The sequence below is a fragment of the Xanthomonas sp. NCPPB 2866 genome (genome assembly GCF_041475745.2).
GTDB lineage: Bacteria > Pseudomonadota > Gammaproteobacteria > Xanthomonadales > Xanthomonadaceae > Xanthomonas > Xanthomonas arboricola.
The window spans coordinates 3,727,663-3,744,453 of sequence record NZ_CM192975.1 but is presented as its reverse complement, the minus strand read 5'-3'; the positions used below and the strand labels follow the sequence as shown (position 1 = coordinate 3,744,453).

The 16,791-nt window shown below is 66.0% G+C and carries 17 protein-coding genes, 1 other RNA gene and 1 pseudogene; 8 read left to right on the top strand and 11 right to left on the bottom strand.

Annotated features, from left to right (window positions below):
* Nucleotides 1–88: 88 nt before the first annotated feature.
* The 4 genes from ACCQ04_RS15935 (at nucleotide 89) to ACCQ04_RS15920 (ending at nucleotide 2,470) form a co-directional block, all read left to right on the top strand.
* Nucleotides 89–457, top strand: coding sequence for a BlaI/MecI/CopY family transcriptional regulator (locus ACCQ04_RS15935; protein WP_226427387.1), 369 nt, complete (start codon nucleotides 89–91; stop codon nucleotides 455–457).
* Complete coding sequence (locus tag ACCQ04_RS15930) at nucleotides 447–1,739, top strand: TonB family protein (RefSeq protein ID WP_226427386.1); 1,293 nt, start codon at nucleotides 447–449, stop codon at nucleotides 1,737–1,739. Before ACCQ04_RS15935 ends, ACCQ04_RS15930 begins: the two co-directional genes overlap by 11 nt.
* A gap of 70 nt (nucleotides 1,740–1,809) precedes the next feature.
* Nucleotides 1,810–1,888: non-coding RNA, sX9 sRNA (locus ACCQ04_RS15925), on the top strand.
* Nucleotides 1,877–2,470: a hypothetical protein gene (locus ACCQ04_RS15920; protein ID WP_372358558.1), complete on the top strand. Its 594-nt coding sequence runs from the start codon at nucleotides 1,877–1,879 to the stop codon at nucleotides 2,468–2,470. Before ACCQ04_RS15925 ends, ACCQ04_RS15920 begins: the two co-directional genes overlap by 12 nt.
* 18 nt (nucleotides 2,471–2,488) lie before the next feature.
* Here the strand turns inward: ACCQ04_RS15920 and ACCQ04_RS15915 are convergent.
* From ACCQ04_RS15915 to ACCQ04_RS15875, 9 genes and pseudogenes are all read right to left on the bottom strand, one after another.
* Nucleotides 2,489–3,045 (bottom strand): annotated as a pseudogene (locus ACCQ04_RS15915) (flavin reductase family protein).
* 46 nt (nucleotides 3,046–3,091) lie between these two features.
* The gene (modC, locus tag ACCQ04_RS15910; protein WP_016902262.1) at nucleotides 3,092–3,706 is read right to left on the bottom strand and encodes a molybdenum ABC transporter ATP-binding protein; all 615 of its coding nucleotides are present in this window, start codon (nucleotides 3,704–3,706) and stop codon (nucleotides 3,092–3,094) included.
* Nucleotides 3,706–4,392 (bottom strand): molybdate ABC transporter permease subunit, encoded by a 687-nt coding sequence (gene modB, locus ACCQ04_RS15905; RefSeq protein WP_172454204.1) that lies wholly within the window; start codon nucleotides 4,390–4,392, stop codon nucleotides 3,706–3,708. Before modB ends, modC begins: the two co-directional genes overlap by 1 nt.
* A 15-nt stretch (nucleotides 4,393–4,407) precedes the next feature.
* Complete coding sequence (gene modA, locus ACCQ04_RS15900; RefSeq protein WP_226427385.1) at nucleotides 4,408–5,184, bottom strand: molybdate ABC transporter substrate-binding protein; 777 nt, start codon at nucleotides 5,182–5,184, stop codon at nucleotides 4,408–4,410.
* 75 nt (nucleotides 5,185–5,259) lie between these two features.
* On the bottom strand, nucleotides 5,260–6,084 hold the full coding sequence (locus ACCQ04_RS15895) for an MBL fold metallo-hydrolase (RefSeq protein ID WP_226427384.1): 825 nt from the start codon (nucleotides 6,082–6,084) through the stop codon (nucleotides 5,260–5,262).
* 13 nt (nucleotides 6,085–6,097) lie between these two features.
* On the bottom strand, nucleotides 6,098–6,913 hold the full coding sequence (locus ACCQ04_RS15890; RefSeq protein WP_345778027.1) for a S1/P1 nuclease: 816 nt from the start codon (nucleotides 6,911–6,913) through the stop codon (nucleotides 6,098–6,100).
* A gap of 89 nt (nucleotides 6,914–7,002) precedes the next feature.
* Nucleotides 7,003–7,617, bottom strand: a complete 615-nt coding sequence (locus tag ACCQ04_RS15885) for an OmpW/AlkL family protein (RefSeq protein WP_024938162.1) — start codon at nucleotides 7,615–7,617, stop codon at nucleotides 7,003–7,005.
* Between the two features lie 119 nt (nucleotides 7,618–7,736).
* Entirely contained in the window at nucleotides 7,737–8,360 is a 624-nt protein-coding gene (locus ACCQ04_RS15880; RefSeq protein WP_167763772.1) for an OmpW/AlkL family protein, read from the bottom strand.
* A 287-nt stretch (nucleotides 8,361–8,647) separates the two neighbouring features.
* Entirely contained in the window at nucleotides 8,648–9,160 is a 513-nt protein-coding gene (locus tag ACCQ04_RS15875) for an SgcJ/EcaC family oxidoreductase (protein WP_102251397.1), read from the bottom strand.
* 489 nt (nucleotides 9,161–9,649) lie between these two features.
* Here ACCQ04_RS15875 and gap point away from each other — a divergent pair, with 489 nt between their 5' ends.
* The gene (gene gap, locus ACCQ04_RS15870) at nucleotides 9,650–10,651 is read left to right on the top strand and encodes a type I glyceraldehyde-3-phosphate dehydrogenase (protein ID WP_024938165.1); all 1,002 of its coding nucleotides are present in this window, start codon (nucleotides 9,650–9,652) and stop codon (nucleotides 10,649–10,651) included.
* Between the two features lie 72 nt (nucleotides 10,652–10,723).
* Here the strand turns inward: gap and ACCQ04_RS15865 are convergent, their stop codons facing one another.
* Together ACCQ04_RS15865 and ACCQ04_RS15860 are read right to left on the bottom strand one after the other, a co-directional pair.
* Complete coding sequence (locus tag ACCQ04_RS15865; protein WP_046344062.1) at nucleotides 10,724–11,122, bottom strand: hypothetical protein; 399 nt, start codon at nucleotides 11,120–11,122, stop codon at nucleotides 10,724–10,726.
* 106 nt (nucleotides 11,123–11,228) lie between these two features.
* On the bottom strand, nucleotides 11,229–11,714 hold the full coding sequence (locus ACCQ04_RS15860; protein ID WP_046344060.1) for a hypothetical protein: 486 nt from the start codon (nucleotides 11,712–11,714) through the stop codon (nucleotides 11,229–11,231).
* A 288-nt stretch (nucleotides 11,715–12,002) separates the two neighbouring features.
* Here ACCQ04_RS15860 and ACCQ04_RS15855 point away from each other — a divergent pair, with 288 nt between their 5' ends.
* The 3 genes from ACCQ04_RS15855 to ACCQ04_RS15845 all read left to right on the top strand — a co-directional run bounded on the left by ACCQ04_RS15855 (nucleotide 12,003) and on the right by ACCQ04_RS15845 (nucleotide 16,748).
* Nucleotides 12,003–12,431, top strand: coding sequence for a hypothetical protein (locus ACCQ04_RS15855; protein ID WP_226427570.1), 429 nt, complete (start codon nucleotides 12,003–12,005; stop codon nucleotides 12,429–12,431).
* A gap of 193 nt (nucleotides 12,432–12,624) precedes the next feature.
* Complete coding sequence (locus tag ACCQ04_RS15850) at nucleotides 12,625–15,393, top strand: DUF2339 domain-containing protein (protein WP_372358789.1); 2,769 nt, start codon at nucleotides 12,625–12,627, stop codon at nucleotides 15,391–15,393.
* The gene (locus ACCQ04_RS15845) at nucleotides 15,390–16,748 is read left to right on the top strand and encodes a DUF3999 domain-containing protein (protein WP_226427382.1); all 1,359 of its coding nucleotides are present in this window, start codon (nucleotides 15,390–15,392) and stop codon (nucleotides 16,746–16,748) included. The genes ACCQ04_RS15850 and ACCQ04_RS15845 overlap by 4 nt, the downstream gene beginning before the upstream one ends.
* Nucleotides 16,749–16,791: the final 43 nt, after the last annotated feature.

Here is a 16,791-nt window from a genome sequence, read left to right as displayed (position 1 = left end):
GGGGCGAGGCTGCCGACGCACCCGCGCACACTGTTTGACATCGGTTCTAATTACGCGTGTAATCGATAAAAATTACGGATGTAATCGCATGTCGATCAGTGACGCCGAAGCGGTGGTGATGCAGGTGCTCTGGGATGCGGCGCCACGCAGCGCCGACGAGGTGGTCGCCGCGCTGGCAGGCCACAGCGACTGGGCCGAGCCCACCGTCAAGACCTTGCTCAACCGCCTGCTCGGCAAGCGCGCCATCCGTGCCGAGAAGCAAGGGCGACGCTATCTCTATTCGCCGGTGCTGGCGCGCGAGCAGTGGGTGCAGCAACAGAGCGAGGGATTGCTGCAGCGCCTGTTCGGCGGACGGGTGGCGCCACTGGTGGCGCACTTCAGCGAGCGCGGAAAACTCAGCGCATCCGATATCGCGGAACTGAAACAACTGCTCAAGGAGCTGGACGATGAACCCTGAGGCCTGGGTCCTGTTGTCGCGCGCAACGCTGTACACCACCACAGCGCTGCTGGTCTGCCTGCTCCTGCGTCGCCCGCTGCGCAAGCGGTCGGGTGTCGGCGCGGCGTATGCGATCTGGTCCTGCGTGCCGCTGGCGCTGGTGGCGGCCTTGTTGCCCGGCCCGTCTCTCGGCATCGCGGTGCCGGGATTGCCGGCGCTGACCGCCATACCGGCGCTCTCCAGCGTGCATGACGAAGGTCGTGCGTGGGCAACATGGCTGGCAGCAGCGTGGCTGGGCGGCGCGGTGGTGATGGCGATCGGATTGTGGACGCGGCAACGGCGTTTCATGCGCAGCCTGGGGCCGTTGCACCGGCTCGACGACCGGCTCTGGTCGGCCGCGTGCGATGCCGGTCTTCCTGCATCGTTGGGACTCTGGCGTCCGCGCATCGTGCTGCCTGCGGATTTCAGTGAACGCTACAACGCCGATGAGCGCGCCCTGATTCTGGCGCACGAGCGCATGCATCTGCGCCGCGGCGACCTGCACGCCAATCTGCTGGCGGCGCTGATGCTCTGCGTCGGCTGGTTCAACCCGCTGATGCATCTGGGCTGGCGTGCGTTCCGGCTGGACCAGGAGCTGGCCTGCGATGCGGCCGTGCTGGCGCAACATCCGGGCAAGCGCCGCAGTTACGCCACCGCCCTGCTCAAGACTCAGCTTGGAGGCGACTTTACGCCGCTCGCCTGTCATTGGGCCGCATCGCATCCGTTGACACAACGGATCGCGGCGCTGCGCGCTTCCCCCATCGCTGCCGGACGTGCGCGCTGGCGCGTGGCAATGGTCCTGCTGCTGGCGGCGGGGGTCAGCACCGCCGCCTGGGCCCTGCAGCCGGCACGCATTGCGTTAGCGGCACAACCGGCGCTGGCGGCCGGCAACGCGGTGGATTTCGCCACGATGCAGCCGCCGAGATATCCGGCAGCCGCGTTTGACGGCGGTATCGAGGGCTTTGTCGAACTGCAGATCGACATCGACCCTGGCGGCGTGCCGCAGCGCATCGACGTCGTGCAGAGCAGGCCGGCCGGCGTGTTCGATCAAGCGGTGCTGGAGGCAGCGCGCCGGTGGCGGCTGAAACCTGCCTATGTACATGGCAAGCCGATTGCTTCCACGGTGCGCGTGCCGGTGAAGTTCGAACTGGATGGGCCGGAGCAAACGTCTACCGATGCCGCCGCCGCGCGCTCGGAGGCGCCAGCGTCCAACCGCCTTGCCGGTTGTGCTTCAGCAGGCTGTGCAAGGCGGGAGAGGCCGTGATGCAATCCAGCGCAACCAGCAAAACGACTGCACAACTGTCTGGCGGGCGCGCCGGGTGTCCGGGATTGGCATGTGCCGCGCATACTCGCCGGTTCCTGCGCGCTGGCCACGCCCACCCGACAACTGCTGCTCGCCACGTGTTGTCGGCCGTCCTTGCGCCGACCTGCGCCGCAATCCTGGCGCTGTCGCTTGGCGCATGCGCAACGCAAGGGGTGCAGGAACAGCAGCGCAGCCAGCGCGAAGATTCGGTGGACCAGCGCATGCTGAGCACGCAACCGGGTGGCAACGGTGGCGGCTCCATCCAGTCTTACACGTTGGCGCCGGCGCAGCGCTTCCGCATGCCGCGCGCGCTGCGCAGCGATGCGCCGGTGCTGCCGGCCGATTCGCCGCGGCAGAGCTTGCCGCCGACCACCGTGTGCGCGCATGTGATCCTGACCGCCGACGGCGCGGTACAGCGCGTCGACCCCATGTCCGATCGCGACGAATGTGCGGCCGGTCTGCTGCCGGACAATGCCGATCTGGTGCAGTCGGTGCGTACCACGGTGCAGCAATGGCAGTTCGTTCCGGCCGCGCTGTGTACGTTTTCCGCAGGCGTGGCGCAGCCGGCCGCGCTGGACGATTGCAGCGGCGCCATCAGCCAGCAGCCGGTACCGGTGACGCTGTCGTTCGCGTTCACCTTCGAAGTGCGGCAGGGCAAGGTCAGCGTGCGCACCGGCAAGGTGGCGCGTTGAGCGCGCGCATCGCTGCGATCAGAGCATGTCGGGTGCGAACAGGTGCCGCCGCGAGACTTCGTCGCCGGACAGCATGAAGCGGCCATCGCCGCGGTAATGTACCGTTCTCGGTAGCGCGGGCCGCTTGGCCACCTGCGCGCTCACCACTTCCCAGACAAAGAGCGCGTGGCGATTGATCTGCCGGCCGTCGTGCAGGCGGCATTCGAAACTGGCGTAGCACTCGGCGATGGCCGGCGCTGCGACCCGTTGGCCGGGCACGGCGGTCAGCCCGAAGTGGTCGAACTTGTCGATCTGTGCACCGCTGCTGTTGCCGATGCCGATCACGGTGTCGAGCAGCTCGGCCGTCGGCAGGTTGATCACGCATTGCCTGCTGCGCCGGACCAGTTCGAAACTGTGGTTGCCGGGGCGATGCAGCACGCGATCAGCGAGGGCGAAAACTCCAGCACCATATGCCAGCCCATGGTCATGATGTCGCGCTGGCCCTTGTGGGCCGAGCTGACCAGCACCACCGGCCCGGGTTCCAGGAAGCGGCGCGCCTGCTCCACCGGGAATGCGTGCTTTCGATACTGTTTCATGGACACACCAGCTGATTGAATGCGGTGATCACCGGTGCCGATGCGCTCATTCCAGCACATGCACGCTATCGGCGATGCGCTGCACCTCGTCGGGATTGTGGCTGACATACAGCATCGGCAGGCGGATCTCGTCGCGCACGCGTTGCAGGTAGGGAATCAGTTCTTCGCGGCGCGCCTGATCCAGTGCCGACAAGGGCTCGTCGAACAATAGGATCGCCGGTTGCGACAACAAGGCGCGGCCGATCGCCACCCGCTGCGCTTCGCCTCCGGACAGATTGCGCGGCCGGCGTTGCAGTAACGGCCCAATCCCCAACAGCGCCACCACGTCGTCGAAACCGAATGGCGCCGTGCCGCGCGCATGCCGGCCGTAACGCAGATTGCGGCGCACATCCAGATGCGGGAACAGCCGCGCATCCTGGAACACATAGCCGATCCTGCGCTTGTGCGTGGGCAGGTTGATGCCTTGCCGGGCGTCGTACAGGCAGCGCCCGTCGATGCGGATATGCCCGGCCTGCGGCTGCACCAGCCCGGCGATGGCATTGAGCACCGTGGTCTTGCCCGCACCGGAAGGACCGACCAGGGCCACCACCCGCGCCTGGTCCTGGATGTGGAGATGCCGCTGGAAGTTGCCGCGCTGCAGCTGCAGGTCGATATCGAGCATCAGCCGTCCTCGCGCGGATGCGGCCTGCGCACCAGCCACTCGGACAGCAGCAGCGCCGCCAGCGAGATCGCCAACGCAACGCCGGCCAGCCGCCACACGCCCGATTCCATGCCCGGCACCTGCATCAGCCCGTAGATGGCCGACGACAAGGTCTGGGTTTCGCCAGGAATATTGGACACGAAGGTGATGGTCGCGCCGAATTCGCCCAGGGCCTTGGCGAATGCCAGCACCATGCCGGCGACCAGGCCCGGCCAGGCCAGCGGCAAGGTAATGCTGAAGAACACCCGCCACGGGCCCGCACCGAGCGTGGCGGCGGCTGCTTCCAGGCGGCGGTCGGTCGCTTCGATGGACAGGCGGATCGCGCGCACCATCAGCGGAAATCCCATCACCGCGCATGCCAGCGCTGCGCCAGTCCAGCGGAACGCGAACTGGATACCGAGATGTTCCAGCAACCAGCTGCCGACCGGCCCCTGCGTGCCCAGCACCACCAGCAGCGCGTAGCCGGTCACCACCGGCGGCATCACCAGCGGCAGATGCAGCAGGGCGTCCAGCAGCGCCTTGCCCGGAAAGCGCCGCCGCGCCAGCAGCCAGCCGCAGGCGATACCCGGCGGCAGGCTGGCGATGGCCGCAACGATGGCGACCTTGAGACTCAGGCCGATCGCGGTCAGCTCCTGCGGGGTGAACATCGACAACGGCGCGCCTCAATCCTGCAACGAAAAACCACGGCGAACGAAGATCGCCCTGGCCGGCTGGCTGCCCAGCCATTGCACGAACGCGGCCGTGCCGGCATTGCTGCTGTTCTTCAACGCAGCCACCGGATACACGATGGCATCGTGGCTATCGGCGGGGAAGGTCGCAACCACGCGGACCTTGGGTTCGGCGCGCGCATCCGAGCCGTATACGATGCCCAGCGGCGCTTCGCCGCGCGAGACCAGCATCAATGCGGCGCGCACGCTTTCCGACTCGGCCAGGCGATTGCTTACTCCATCCCACTGACCGAGTTTGCGCAGCGCTGCGGCGGCATACTTGCCGGCCGGCACGCTGTTGGTCTGGCCAACCGCCAACCGACCGCTGTCACCGAGCGCCTTGGCAATCGCGCCGGGCTGGCGCGGATCCACGCGCAGCTTGCTGGTGGCCGGGGCGATCAACACCAGGGTATTGCCGAGCAGGTTGTGACGCTGCGCCGGCACGACCAGGCCGCGTTGCTGCAGATAGTCCATCCATTCCAGGTCGGCCGAAAAGAACACGTCCGCCGGTGCGCCTTGCTCGATCTGGCGCGCCAGTGCAGAGCTGGCGGCGTAGGAAACGCGCACCGGCGTGCCGGTCGCCTTTTCGTAAGCGGCCGCGGCCTCGTCCATGGATTCCTTCAGGCTTGCTGCAGCAAACACCGTCACCGGCGCCGTTTGCGCAGTGGCCAGGACGGGCAGGGCAAGCATCAGCACGCAGAACACGCGCTGCCAAAAACCGATCGTGCGCATGGGAAGCTCCAGCAAGGTCAGGCAGCGATCATAGCGGCTGCGCGTCATGCGCCGCGTGGTGGCGACACTGGCGCGTCAGCCAAGCACGCCGTCGCAGCGGCCGGCCTGCAGATTGGTCTGCAATGCCGGCCGGATCAGTCTGGGCTCGGGCAGCGTGGCATCGCGGGCCTGGCGCTGCGCCACGAATGCCTCGATCTCCACGCCGTCGCGCACGTGGATATTGCTGCGCCGCTGCTCGCCGATGCTGGTCTGGTACGCCACCTCACGGCCGCCTGGGCCGTAGTCGTGGCAGACGAACACGCGCGTGTCCGCCGGCAGCGCGTACATGCGCTGGATCGAGGTGAACAGTTGCCGTGCATCGCCGCCGGGGAAATCGCAGCGTGCGGTGCCGGCGTCCGGCATGAACAACGAATCGCCGGGGAACAGCGCATCGCCGATCAGGTACGCGATGCTGTCGCTGGTATGCCCGGGCACCGCGATGACACGTACCTGCAGCGTGCCAAGCTCGAAGCGCTCGTCATCGGCGAACAGGTGATCGAACTGCGAGCCGTCGGCACGGAAGTCGTCCGGTAACGCACAACGTGGCGCAAGCGTCTGCTGCACATCGCGGATGCCGTCACCGATGCCGATGCGTGCCTGTGGCCAGTGCTGCTTCAGCCACTGCGCGGCAGACAGGTGATCGGCATGCGCATGGGTTTCCAGCAACCACTGCACATGCCAGCCGTGGTGGGCGACGGCATCGACGATGGCTTGCGCGGCGCGCGTGCCGACCTGGCCGGTGTCGGCCGCATAGTCCAGCGCCGGATCGATCACCGCTGCCGCCCCGGTCGCCGCGTCGGCGACCACATAGGTGAAGGTGTTGCTGTCGGCGTGAAAGAACGCAAGCACCTCGGGCTGCATCGGCGTCTCCATCTCAGGGCGCGGCCAGCGCCGCATTGAGCACGGCGGCCAGTCGGTCGCCGGCCTCGCGCAATTGGGTCTCGGCAAGCGGACGATAGGTCGCGATGTAGTCGTGCGGCAATACGTGCTTGCTCGGATAGACGCCGGGCGTGACCGCGATCTTGCAGGAGGCCTGCGCCCATGCCGCAGCCGGCGGTGGCAGCACCGGCGATGTCGCAGCGGTCGCCGGCAACGCCAGCAGGCGTTGCAGATACGCATCGTCATCAAGATGGCGGTCGTTGAGCATGCCGCTGTCCCACAGCGCATGCAGGTTGCTGCCCTTGCCGGCGACCTGCAGCTGGAATTCATTGCCGCCCTTGTCGTGCGCGTAGCCGGCATGCATCGGCTGATGGATGTCGCCGACAAAATGCACCACGAACTTCAGGGCCTGCCGGCGTACGTCCAGCGGCTGGCTACGGTCGGCAAGCAGCGCGGTCTGCCGGTCGAGCGCGGCGATCACGCAGTTGCCGTCCGGGCAGTCGCGCGGCGGCGCATACGTGCAGTCATGCTCGCCAAGATTGACGTAGTGCCAGGGCCCGGAGCGCTTGCCCAGCTCCGGGTCGTGCTCGCGCAGCTCATCGGCCCAGCTGGCGACACCGGCCAATGTCGGGTTGGTTTCGCCCTTGAGCAATTGCGCCACCTGCGCTTGCGCCTGCGGGCTCAGTTCGGTCTCGGCAATGCGCGCCACCAGGCGGTGGCCTTGCGGCCCCCAGGCGAACGCGCTGATGGGCTGAAGGGCCGCGACCACGGTTGCGGCAAGAAGGAGGATGCGAGGAGAGAAGGTCTTCATCCGGCAATTGTACGCATCGGTCCGGGACGGTTTGATGGCCGTCCCCGGGCGAAGCACAGCCACGGCTCAGCGTGGCGTTAGCGGCATGCTCAGAAGTACACCAGGTACGACACGCCATAGGTCAGCGGGTCGATCCGCGCCTTGCCCAGCCGGCTGCCATTGAAGTCGACATTGCTGCGCGAATTCGTCCAGCGCGCGTCCACCCGCAGGCCGCTGCGATCGTTGAAGATGAAGTCCACACCGACATGCGCGGTGGCGCCCACCGAGTCGTCGAAGCTCAGGTCGCCATTGCCGAAGGCGTCATCGACGTCTTCACCGACAAACGTGGTGTAGTTGATGCCGACACCCACGAACGGCGACACCGTGCCGTAGCCATTGATGTGGTACTGCAACAGCACGCTCGGCGGCACCGACCAGTAGCTGCCCACCTTGCCGACGCCCTCAAGCTCCAGATCGTGCTTGCCCGATACTGCGGCATGCACCTCGATGCCGAGGTTGTTGCGCAGGAAGTATTCGTAGGTGAACGACAGCGCCGGGGCGCCCTTGATCTCGGCACGCGTGCCACCGAAGCTGCCGCTGTCGGACTTGGGCGAGACATAGCCGGCGCCGTAGCCCGTGGTCCAGTGGCCGGCCGATTGTGCAAGGGCGGGTGCGGCCGAGGCGGCCAGTGCGATGGCGAGGGCGGTACGGATCAGCATGCTCATGGAATCCCCGGATAGGTCGGACAGGCGGTCGACGTGACCAACCTGTCCGCAACTCCGGCGGTGGATTCACGTCCCTGGACGCCAAGTGTGCCAGAGATGCATCGCGCACGCTGCCTGGCTCAGAAGCGGTGCACGTAGGCCACGCCGTAGACCAGCGGGTCGATGTTGACCGTGCCGATGCGGTTGCCGTCGAGGCGCGCTTCGGTGTCGATGTCGATCCAGCGCAGGTTTACCCGCAGCGCGCCGCGGTCGCTGAGCTTGTAGTCCACGCCCGCGTGCAGTGCCAGGCCCCAGGAATCGTCTAGATCCAGCTCGCTGCCGGCCAACGCGCCGCGCGTGTCGGTGCTGAAGAAACGGGTGTAGTTGATGCCCGCGCCAACGAACGGCGAGAGCCTGCCCTGGCTGTTGAAGTGGTACTGCAGCGAGATCACCGGCGGCAGATGCTTGGTGCTGCCGACACGCCCCAGGCCACGGAGCGCGATGTCGTGCTCGAACGGCAGCGCAGCCAGTACTTCGATGCCCAGGTTGTCGGCGATGAAGTATTCGGCGGTGAAGGTCGGCTTGATGTCCTTGCCGACGTCCGCCTCCAGCGTGCCGCCGACCAGGCGGCCGTTATCGGACTTGGGAGCGACCTGGTGGGCACCGACGGCAACGGTCCAGTCGCCTTTGGATTGAGCCAGTGCGGGGACGCTGGCGAAGCTGGCGGCCAGGCCGGCGAGCAGAAGGGTAGAGCGCATGCGCATGGAAATTCTCGTTGTGTGCAGGGGATGGAAGAAGTCTTGATGGTTTGCGCGCTGGATGCCTTGATCCTGATCAATCCGTCCGCGCAAGGACGCTGCGGGTCATGCGCGGATGCGAGCAGGGACCGGCAGCGACAGCAGCGATCTGCGCCATGCCGGTGATCGCACCGGCGCGTCGCGTCCGGTCTGCAACGCGACGTGCCTGGCGCAGGCGGCGGTGGGGGAGGAACGCCGACGCCTGCGTGCGCGGTGGAGCAGGCAGCGATCAGGTGGCTGCAGCGCTGGCGCACTTACTTGACCTTGGCGAGCGTGGGCGCATCCACTTCCGGCATCGCCGAGCTGTGGTGGTTGATGATCAGCCACTTGTCGTCGCGCTTTTCGTACACGAAGGTGTAGCGCGCCTGCACCTTGCTCTTCTTGCCGTCCTTGTCGGTCAGCGTGAAGGTGTAGACACCGGCATCCACCGCGCTGTCGTCATCGAGCACGCGCACGGTGCGGTAGTTGACGACGCCTTGCGGCTTCTTGGTCAGGAACATCTCGAAGTACTTTTCGATCTGCGCACGCGAGGCGCGCACTTCGTTGGAGACGGTCGGCAGCAACACGCCGTCCGGCGCGTACAGGTCGGCCACCTTGTGCGGGTTGCCGGTGGCCAGCGCCGCGTTCCAGGTATCGAACAGCGCAGCGACTTCGCGCGCTTCGCCATCGGCGGGCAGCGCGGCCTTGTCGGTGTAGTGCATCACGCCACCAGCCAGCGCCGGGGTGGCGGCCAGGGCCAGAACCAGAGAGAGAAGGGTGCGACGCATGGGGAATCTCCGTTGTGATGGATGGGTGCCTCAGCAGGCAGGGCCAGTATCGAAATCCACGGAGCGCCGAAATGCTGCTGTTCGGCATATGCATCGATACGCCTTTCAGCGTATCGATATAAAGCTTAAGTAATTGAATTAGAATGGATATATCGAAAAATCAGGCGTAGTTCCGATTGCCGCGTCAGTGCCGCAACTCAGATCGTCGCGGGCCCTCAAGTCAGGCAGGCGTCAGCCCCACCGCATCGCTCCGGCAGCACCGATACTCATCACCTTGTCGATTGACGGCACCCACACAGCGTGCCCACCTTTCGATTCCCGATTCCCGATTCCCGATTCCCCAATCCCCACCACGCATGCACCACGGCACAACGTCCTAGCGCCACATACTGCAGCGCTGGCCGCAGCACGGCTGCACGAGTGCGACGCTGCTAGAATGGTGGTCCCTTTCCATCCGCCGCGCCATCGCGGCCGCAGGAGCTAGTGAACATGGCAATCAAGGTTGGCATCAACGGATTCGGTCGCATCGGCCGCAACGTGCTGCGCTCTGCGGTGCAGAACTTCGCCAATGACATCGAGATCGTGGCCATCAATGACCTGCTCGAGCCCGATTACCTCGCCTACATGCTGCAATACGACTCGGTGCATGGCCGCTTCAAGGCCGATGTGTCGGTCGACGGCAACACGCTGATCGTCAACGGCAACAAGATCCGCCTGACCCAGGAACGCGACCCGGCCAACCTCAAGTGGGATGCAGTCGGCGCCGACGTGGTGATCGAGTCCACCGGCCTGTTCCTGACCAAGGAAACCGCGCAGAAGCACCTCGACGCGGGCGCCAAGAAGGTGATCCTGTCGGCACCGTCCAAGGACGACACGCCGATGTTCGTGTTCGGCGTCAACGACAACACCTACAAGGGCGAAGCGATCGTCTCCAACGCCTCGTGCACTACCAACTGCCTGGCGCCGTTGGCCAAGGTGATCAACGACAAGTGGGGCATCAAGCGCGGCCTGATGACCACCGTGCACGCGGCCACTGCGACGCAGAAGACCGTGGACGGCCCGTCGAACAAGGATTGGCGCGGTGGGCGCGGCATCCTGGAGAACATCATCCCGTCCTCCACCGGTGCCGCCAAGGCCGTGGGCGTGGTGATCCCCGAGCTCAACAAGAAGCTGACCGGCATGAGCTTCCGCGTGCCGACCTCGGACGTGTCGGTGGTCGACCTCACCGTCGAACTTGAAAAGCCAGCCACCTACGCCGAGATCTGCGCCGAAGTGAAGGCGCAGAGCGAAGGCGCCTTGAAGGGCGTGCTGGGTTACACCGAAGACAAGGTCGTGGCCACCGACTTCCGCGGCGAAACCTGCACCTCGGTGTTCGACGCCGACGCCGGCATCGCGCTGGACTCGACCTTCGTCAAGCTGGTGTCCTGGTACGACAACGAGTGGGGCTATTCCAACAAGTGCCTGGAAATGGTGCGGGTTGTCGCGAAGTAAGCGCTGCTTTCATTGAATAAAAAAGCGCCTTATGGCGCTTTTTTATTTGAAGTCCTGATCCTCAGTAAACACTCATTCTGCAGTGATGCGCATGTCTTCGCCCTTGCCTGTGACGGCGACTCGGCTACCAACTGCCAAGCCGGAAACTTCGGCACTCGGCTTTGTCACGATTACCTGCGACTTGTTGTCGAAACGGATCTTCAACATGTAGTGCGAGGCTGCACCATTGCTGACAACTTTGTCGCCAACCTGCTTGCCGGCATAAGTGCCTGCCGCCGCTCCAGCCTCCGCACCAAGTGGACTGTTGGATTTCAGGCCGAGAAAGCTGCCCGCCATGCCGCCGAAGTTCGAGGCTGCATTCTTCAGGCGCTTGGTACGTTCTGGAACGTTTTCGCCTTTGTTCTCGATGGGTTCCATCGCTGCAATGGTCCCGTGCCTTGCCGATTCGGCCATGACAGGTACAGCAAGCATGAAATGCGCCAGTGCGAGCGCCAGCCATGCAGTACGACTAATCCAATTCCGTGGTTTCATTCGGAGCGTTCCTTGTTTGATAGATTGATGTCGATCAGGGATGGCGCTACTTCTTTTGTTTTGGGCGCCCCCAGCTACGCACATGGTCGTTGCACTTGCTGCCAGCGAAATCGTATCGGGTGATGATGCCGTCCGAATCGGCGACGAAGGTGATTTCGCAATGATGTTCGGCGGGAACGAAGACTTCCTCGCTATGCTGGTTTTCCTGAAAAATCGGGGTGGCGGCCACGCCATTGCCTCCGCCGACCGTGCCGATAATCCCTCCCTGCGTGGTCCAGTAATTGGTGCGGTAGTGCGCCTCTATGCCGAAGTTGTAAGTGTAGGCAGTCTCCTGCGTCTCGGTGTTTTCGGACGTATAGAGCCCTTTCCCTACCGGCCATTGCATCATCAGTTCGCTGGCGTCGTGGCCAATCCAGCTTCGGGCGACATCTTCAGCGGTGCCGAATATGTCGGCAGAGGCCTGCGGTGCGGTCGTCAGCAGGACGAGTGCGCAAAGTGCGGAGAGTGAGTAAGAGCGGAAGAGGGTGTGCATTGTGATACGTCCGTGCAGGGCAGTGATGCCGTTGGTCCTTGCGAATCGGGTGCTCACCCGTGCGCTGGCGCGTTTGTAGCACTAGAGGTAAAGCTCGGCAAGTAGCGAATTACTGGATCTGCAAGACGGCGCAGCGTGGACATCGACCCAGGCGCGTGCGCTAATAACCTACTGGCCAGTGATTGTTCCTGCGCTGGGACCACAGAGGACGTACAGGGGCACCCAATGAATTCAAGGAGAGACAACGTGCAGATCAATCGTATGTGGATGGGAACCATGGTGCTGACGATGGTGCTGGCAGGGCTGGCGCCGCAGGCAATGGCAAAGAAGCAGACTGGTACGCCGGCCTGGATGAATGCCGATGGTGAGGTGATCAAGTCTGCCGATGTCGAGGCTGGCTATGGCGAGACGGTCAAGGGCATCAACGATTACGAAGGCGAGATCACCGGCAAGCCGGCGGCTGACAGCAAGTTCACCCAGCTGAAGATCGGTATGCCGATGAAGCAGGTCACCGACCTGATTGGTCAGCCGAATGATCAGGGCTCCTACGTGACCGGCAAGGCGTTTATCCCGTTCTTCTTCGGCGGCGACCGTTACCGTTACGAGATGGCCTACAAGGGCCAGGGGCGCCTGGTGTTCGCTGGCAAGTCGATGGACACCGGCGGCAACCTGATCTGGATCATCCATAACAAGAACGACAGCGGCTATCGCGAATAAGTGTCAGACGCCCGGTTCTTCCGGGCGTTTTTTTTGGAGTGCATGTCCGTTCCTGTAGCCAGTGTGGCTAGGTGGCACCAACGGCATCGCGTCGCGGCGCTTCAGCCAGTGATTGGCTGCCCAGACGCGGCCTGAGCCTGTATGGTTCGCGCATTCGGCCGGATGCCGACTCAGGGGTTGTGCGTTGGAAACGATGATTGTGACGGTGGTGCTGTTGCTGCTTGCGGTGCCGGTAGGGCTGGTGATCGCCCTGGTGTGGATCGCCGGGCTGCGGCGGCGCGTGGATGCGCTGGAACAGCGGCTTGCGCAATGGCAGGCCAGCGGCGCAGGAGGCGTGGACGCGGCGGCGGTGCACAGGTCAGCGCCAACGCCATCGCCTGCCGGGGCATGGGAGCCGCAAGAGGCGTCCGACGTCGGCATGCCTGCATATGGCGAGCCTGAGCTGCCTCTCGCAGCAGATCTGCAAGCCGCGCCGGCGCCGACGCCGGTCGCACCACTGCCAGTGCCGCCAGCATTGCCGGCAGAAGCTCCCGCATCGTCGGCGGCGCGCAGCGCAGTGCAAGCGCCGCCCCTGATCGCTGCGCCTGCCGAGTCCGAGCAGCCAGCGCACGTGCCCTCCGGGCCGGGCCCGCTGGCGCGCGTGGCCAGCGCAGCGAAGCGCTGGTTCACCGAGGGCAATGTGCCGGTCAAGGTCGGCATGCTGGTGTTGCTGGCCGGTGTGGCGTCGCTGTTGAAGTACGCCAGCGACCAGGGCTGGATGCGCATGCCGATCGAGCTGCGGCTGGCCGGCATCAGTGTGCTGGCGCTGGTTGGCCTGGTCTTCGGCTGGAAGCAACGGCTGCAGCGGCCGGGCTTTGCGCTGGCGTTGCAGGGCGGCGCCATCGGCGGCTTGCTGCTGACGGTATTCGCCGCGTTCAAGCTGTACGGGCTGCTCGGCGCGGGTCTTGCAATGGGCATCAGCGTGGTGCTGATTGCCGGCATCTGCGTGCTGGCGGTGGTGCAGGATTCGCGCACGCTGGCGGTGCTGGGTGTGCTGGCCGGCTTTCTTGCGCCGATCTGGCTGTCCACCGGCAGCGGCAATCATGTCGCGCTGTTTTCGTACTACGCGGTGCTCAACGCCGGCATCGTGGCAATCGCCTGGACGCGTCCGTGGCGGGTGCTGAACCTGCTCGGATTCGCCTTCACCTTCGGCATCGGCACGCTGTGGGGTGCGCTGCAATACGCCCCGGCGAAATTCGCCACGACCGAGCCGTTCCTGCTGTTGTTCTTCGCCATGTATGTGGCGATTCCGGTACTGCACGCGCGGCGTGGCGATGGCAGCGCGGGCAAGCTCATCGACGGCAGCCTGTTGTTCGGCACCCCGCTGGTGGCCTTCGCATTGCAGGCGCGCCTGCTGGATGGCGAGCGCCTGCCGTTGGCGCTGTGTGCGCTGGCGGTGGCGGCGCTGTACGCCGGCCTGGCCAGCTGGTTGCTGCGACGTGCCTCCACGCGCCTGCTGGGTCAGGCGCACGCGATGCTGGCGGTCGGTTTTGCGACCCTGGCGGTGCCGCTGGCCTTGTCGGCGCGCGCTACTGCCAGCGTCTTCGCGCTCGAAGGCGCCGGCTTGCTGTGGCTGGGACTGCGGCAGCAGCGTCGCATCCCGCAGTTCAGCGGGGTGGCGTTGCAGTTGCTGGCGGCGGTCGGGGTCGCCTTCGGTGTGGATGCGTGGCGCCACGACACGGTGGCCGTTGCCAACGCCACCTGCATGAGTACCTTGCTGCTTGCATTGGCCGGCTGGGCCAGTGCCTGGTTCCTACGCGATGCAGGGCAGCCGCGCCGTGCGCTGGTGGCGTATCTGTGGGGGCTGGGCTGGTGGGCGCTGTGCGGTGTGCACGAGATCTTGCGCTTTGCCGGCGATCTGCGCAGCGAGCCGGATCTGCTGCTGGGCTTTGTCGCGCTCAGCGTGTGGCTGGCAGCCGAGGTGCATCGGCGTCGCCCGGCAACGGCGCTGGTGTGGACGGCGATGTCCGGGCTGGCGCTGGCCGCGCCGTTGGCGCTGTGGCAGAGCCATGCGCATACGCAACCGTTCGCACATTGGGGGGCGCTGGCCTGGCTGGCGTTCGCCGTGGCCGGCACGCGCGCGCTGTGGTGCCTGCGCAAGCAGCACGGCGCCGGCGCGGTGGCCGCACAGTTCATCTGGTGGCTGCTGTGGCCGCTGGTGGTGTCGTTGGGCGTGTCCTGGCTGGCCGATACGTTCGTGCTGGCAAATGGCTGGCGTTGCGCCTTGCTGGCCGCGCCCTGGCTGATCGTGGCGGCAGTGGGGCTGTTGCGCTGGCCATGGCTGGCGTGGCCGCAGGGTGCCGGTTTCGATCGGGCACGCAATGCCTTGCTGGGCTGTGTGTTCGCGGTGCTGGGCATCGGTTGGTTGATCGTGCTGCTGGACCCGGTGAGCGCGGCGCCATTGCCATGGCTGCCCGTGCTCAATCCGGCCGAGCTGGCACAACTGGCGGTGCTGGCCTTGCTGGCGCGTTGGGCCTGGTCTGCGCAGGCGCCGTTGGCCGTGCAACGGTGGCGGGTGACTGCGCTGGGCGTGTCGGGCTGGGCCTTGATCACCGGCAGCACCTTGCACAGCGTGCATCACTGGGGTGGCGTGGCGTGGGATGCCGGGTTGATCGGCGCGACCCTGTCGCAGACCAGCCTGACCATCGTGTGGAGCGTGCTGGGCGTGCTGGGCTGGGTGATCGGCTCGCGGCGCGGTCAGCGTGGACTGTGGCTGGGTGGTGCGCTGTTGATGGGCCTGGTGCTGGCCAAGCTGGTGCTGGTCGACCGCCAGCATCTGGGCAATCTGCTCGGCATCGGCTCGTTCATGGCCTATGGCCTGTTGTGCACCGTGGTGGGCTATCTGTCACCGGCGCCGCCGCGCCAGCCGGTGGCCGAAGAGCAGGCTGGCGGAGACGATGGCGTGGACAAGGATCAGGCATGAAATCGAGGCAATGGGGATGGCTGCTGCTGGTGCCGCTGCTGGCGCAGGCAGCCGATGTGCGCCAGGACTATCGTCAACAGTGGCCGCTGCAGGTAACCGGCGCGGATGCCGGCATGTATCAGCTGCGTTTGAATGCGGCGATCTATCGCAGCGCCCATGACCCGGCGCTGCGCGATGTCACCGTGATCGATGCGCGTGGCGAGGAGATGCCGGCCGCGCTCTTGCCGGTGGATGCCGCGCCGGCTGCCGCGCCGCGTCGGCAACGCCTGCCCTTGTTCGCGCTGCCGGCCGGTGCGGCGCCTGCCAACGGCGATCTGCAGCTGATCGCCGAACGCGATGCCAGTGGCGCGGTGCGTCGGCTGGAAGGCCGTTTCGCCACCGGCACCGCTGCCGTTGCAGGCGCCGGTGGCAGCTGGCTGATCGATGCCAGCGCGTTGCGCGATCGTCCGCGCGCGCTGTGGCTGGACTGGGACGGCAATACGCCGGTGCAGGCCCGGCTGCGCGTGGAAGGCAGCGACGATCTGCGCGACTGGCACCTGCTCGCTGCAGATGCCACCGTGATGGCGCTGGACAACCAGGCGCAGCGTCTGCAGCAGCGCCGCATCGCGTTGGACGCGGGCGCGCGCTATCTGCGCATCGTGCCGGTGTCCGGCGAGTTGCCGGCCTTGCGCGCGGTCGATGCGGAACTGGACGGCGTCTCGGCGCCGCCGCAATCGCAGTGGCTGGAATTGCCGGGCACTGCGCAGGACAAGGCAGTGGTGTATGCCTTGCCTGGGCGCTTTCCGATCACCCAGGTCGATGTCAGCGGCGGTCAGGCCGAGGCGGTCGAATGGACCGTGGCAAGCCGCGATACCGATGACGCGCCATGGCTGCAACGTGCCGGGCCGTGGTTGGCGTATCGCCTGGGTACTGGCACCGCCGCCGCGTCGCCACCGCAACAGCTGTCGGCCCCGGTGCGTGATCGCCAGTGGCGGTTGCTCGCCGCACAAGGACGCAGCACCGCGCTGCCGACGCTGCGTGTGGGCTACCAGCCGGAGCGGATGATGTTCCTCGCCCAGGGGCAGCCGCCGTATGCGGTGGTCGCCGGCAGCGCGCGGCAGCAACGTGGCGATGCGCCGCTGGCCTCGATGCTGCAGGCACTGCGCCGCGAACGCGGAGCGCAATGGCAACCGGCGCAGGCCAACATCGCCGCGCAGGCACAGCCGCTGGCCGGTGATGCCGCGCTGCAGCCGGCCGCCACACCGCGCGACTGGAAGCGCTGGTTGCTATGGGCGCTGCTGGTCGGCGGCGCCTTGCTGGTCGGTGGTTTTGCAGTGAGTCTGCTGCGCAACTCGGCGACCGATCGCAGCCCCTGACGACCCGCGCATCGCACCGCGGTTTGCCGCTGCGGCGCGAAGG

Bases quoted from the DNA above. Each gene is read 5' to 3' on its own strand.
- ACCQ04_RS15935 (WP_226427387.1), top strand. From the start codon at position 89: ATGTCGATCAGTGACGCCGAAGCGGTGGTGATGCAGGTGCTCTGGGAT.
- ACCQ04_RS15930 (WP_226427386.1), top strand. From the start codon at position 447: ATGAACCCTGAGGCCTGGGTCCTGTTGTCGCGCGCAACGCTGTACACC.
- modC (WP_016902262.1), bottom strand. From the start codon at position 3,706: ATGCTCGATATCGACCTGCAGCTGCAGCGCGGCAACTTCCAGCGGCAT.
- modB (WP_172454204.1), bottom strand. From the start codon at position 4,392: ATGTTCACCCCGCAGGAGCTGACCGCGATCGGCCTGAGTCTCAAGGTC.
- modA (WP_226427385.1), bottom strand. From the start codon at position 5,184: ATGCGCACGATCGGTTTTTGGCAGCGCGTGTTCTGCGTGCTGATGCTT.
- ACCQ04_RS15895 (WP_226427384.1), bottom strand. From the start codon at position 6,084: ATGCAGCCCGAGGTGCTTGCGTTCTTTCACGCCGACAGCAACACCTTC.
- ACCQ04_RS15890 (WP_345778027.1), bottom strand. From the start codon at position 6,913: ATGAAGACCTTCTCTCCTCGCATCCTCCTTCTTGCCGCAACCGTGGTC.
- ACCQ04_RS15885 (WP_024938162.1), bottom strand. From the start codon at position 7,617: ATGAGCATGCTGATCCGTACCGCCCTCGCCATCGCACTGGCCGCCTCG.
- ACCQ04_RS15880 (WP_167763772.1), bottom strand. From the start codon at position 8,360: ATGCGCATGCGCTCTACCCTTCTGCTCGCCGGCCTGGCCGCCAGCTTC.
- ACCQ04_RS15875 (WP_102251397.1), bottom strand. From the start codon at position 9,160: ATGCGTCGCACCCTTCTCTCTCTGGTTCTGGCCCTGGCCGCCACCCCG.
- gap (WP_024938165.1), top strand. From the start codon at position 9,650: ATGGCAATCAAGGTTGGCATCAACGGATTCGGTCGCATCGGCCGCAAC.
- ACCQ04_RS15865 (WP_046344062.1), bottom strand. From the start codon at position 11,122: ATGCTTGCTGTACCTGTCATGGCCGAATCGGCAAGGCACGGGACCATT.
- ACCQ04_RS15860 (WP_046344060.1), bottom strand. From the start codon at position 11,714: ATGCACACCCTCTTCCGCTCTTACTCACTCTCCGCACTTTGCGCACTC.
- ACCQ04_RS15855 (WP_226427570.1), top strand. From the start codon at position 12,003: ATGGTGCTGGCAGGGCTGGCGCCGCAGGCAATGGCAAAGAAGCAGACT.
- ACCQ04_RS15850 (WP_372358789.1), top strand. From the start codon at position 12,625: ATGATTGTGACGGTGGTGCTGTTGCTGCTTGCGGTGCCGGTAGGGCTG.
- ACCQ04_RS15845 (WP_226427382.1), top strand. From the start codon at position 15,390: ATGAAATCGAGGCAATGGGGATGGCTGCTGCTGGTGCCGCTGCTGGCG.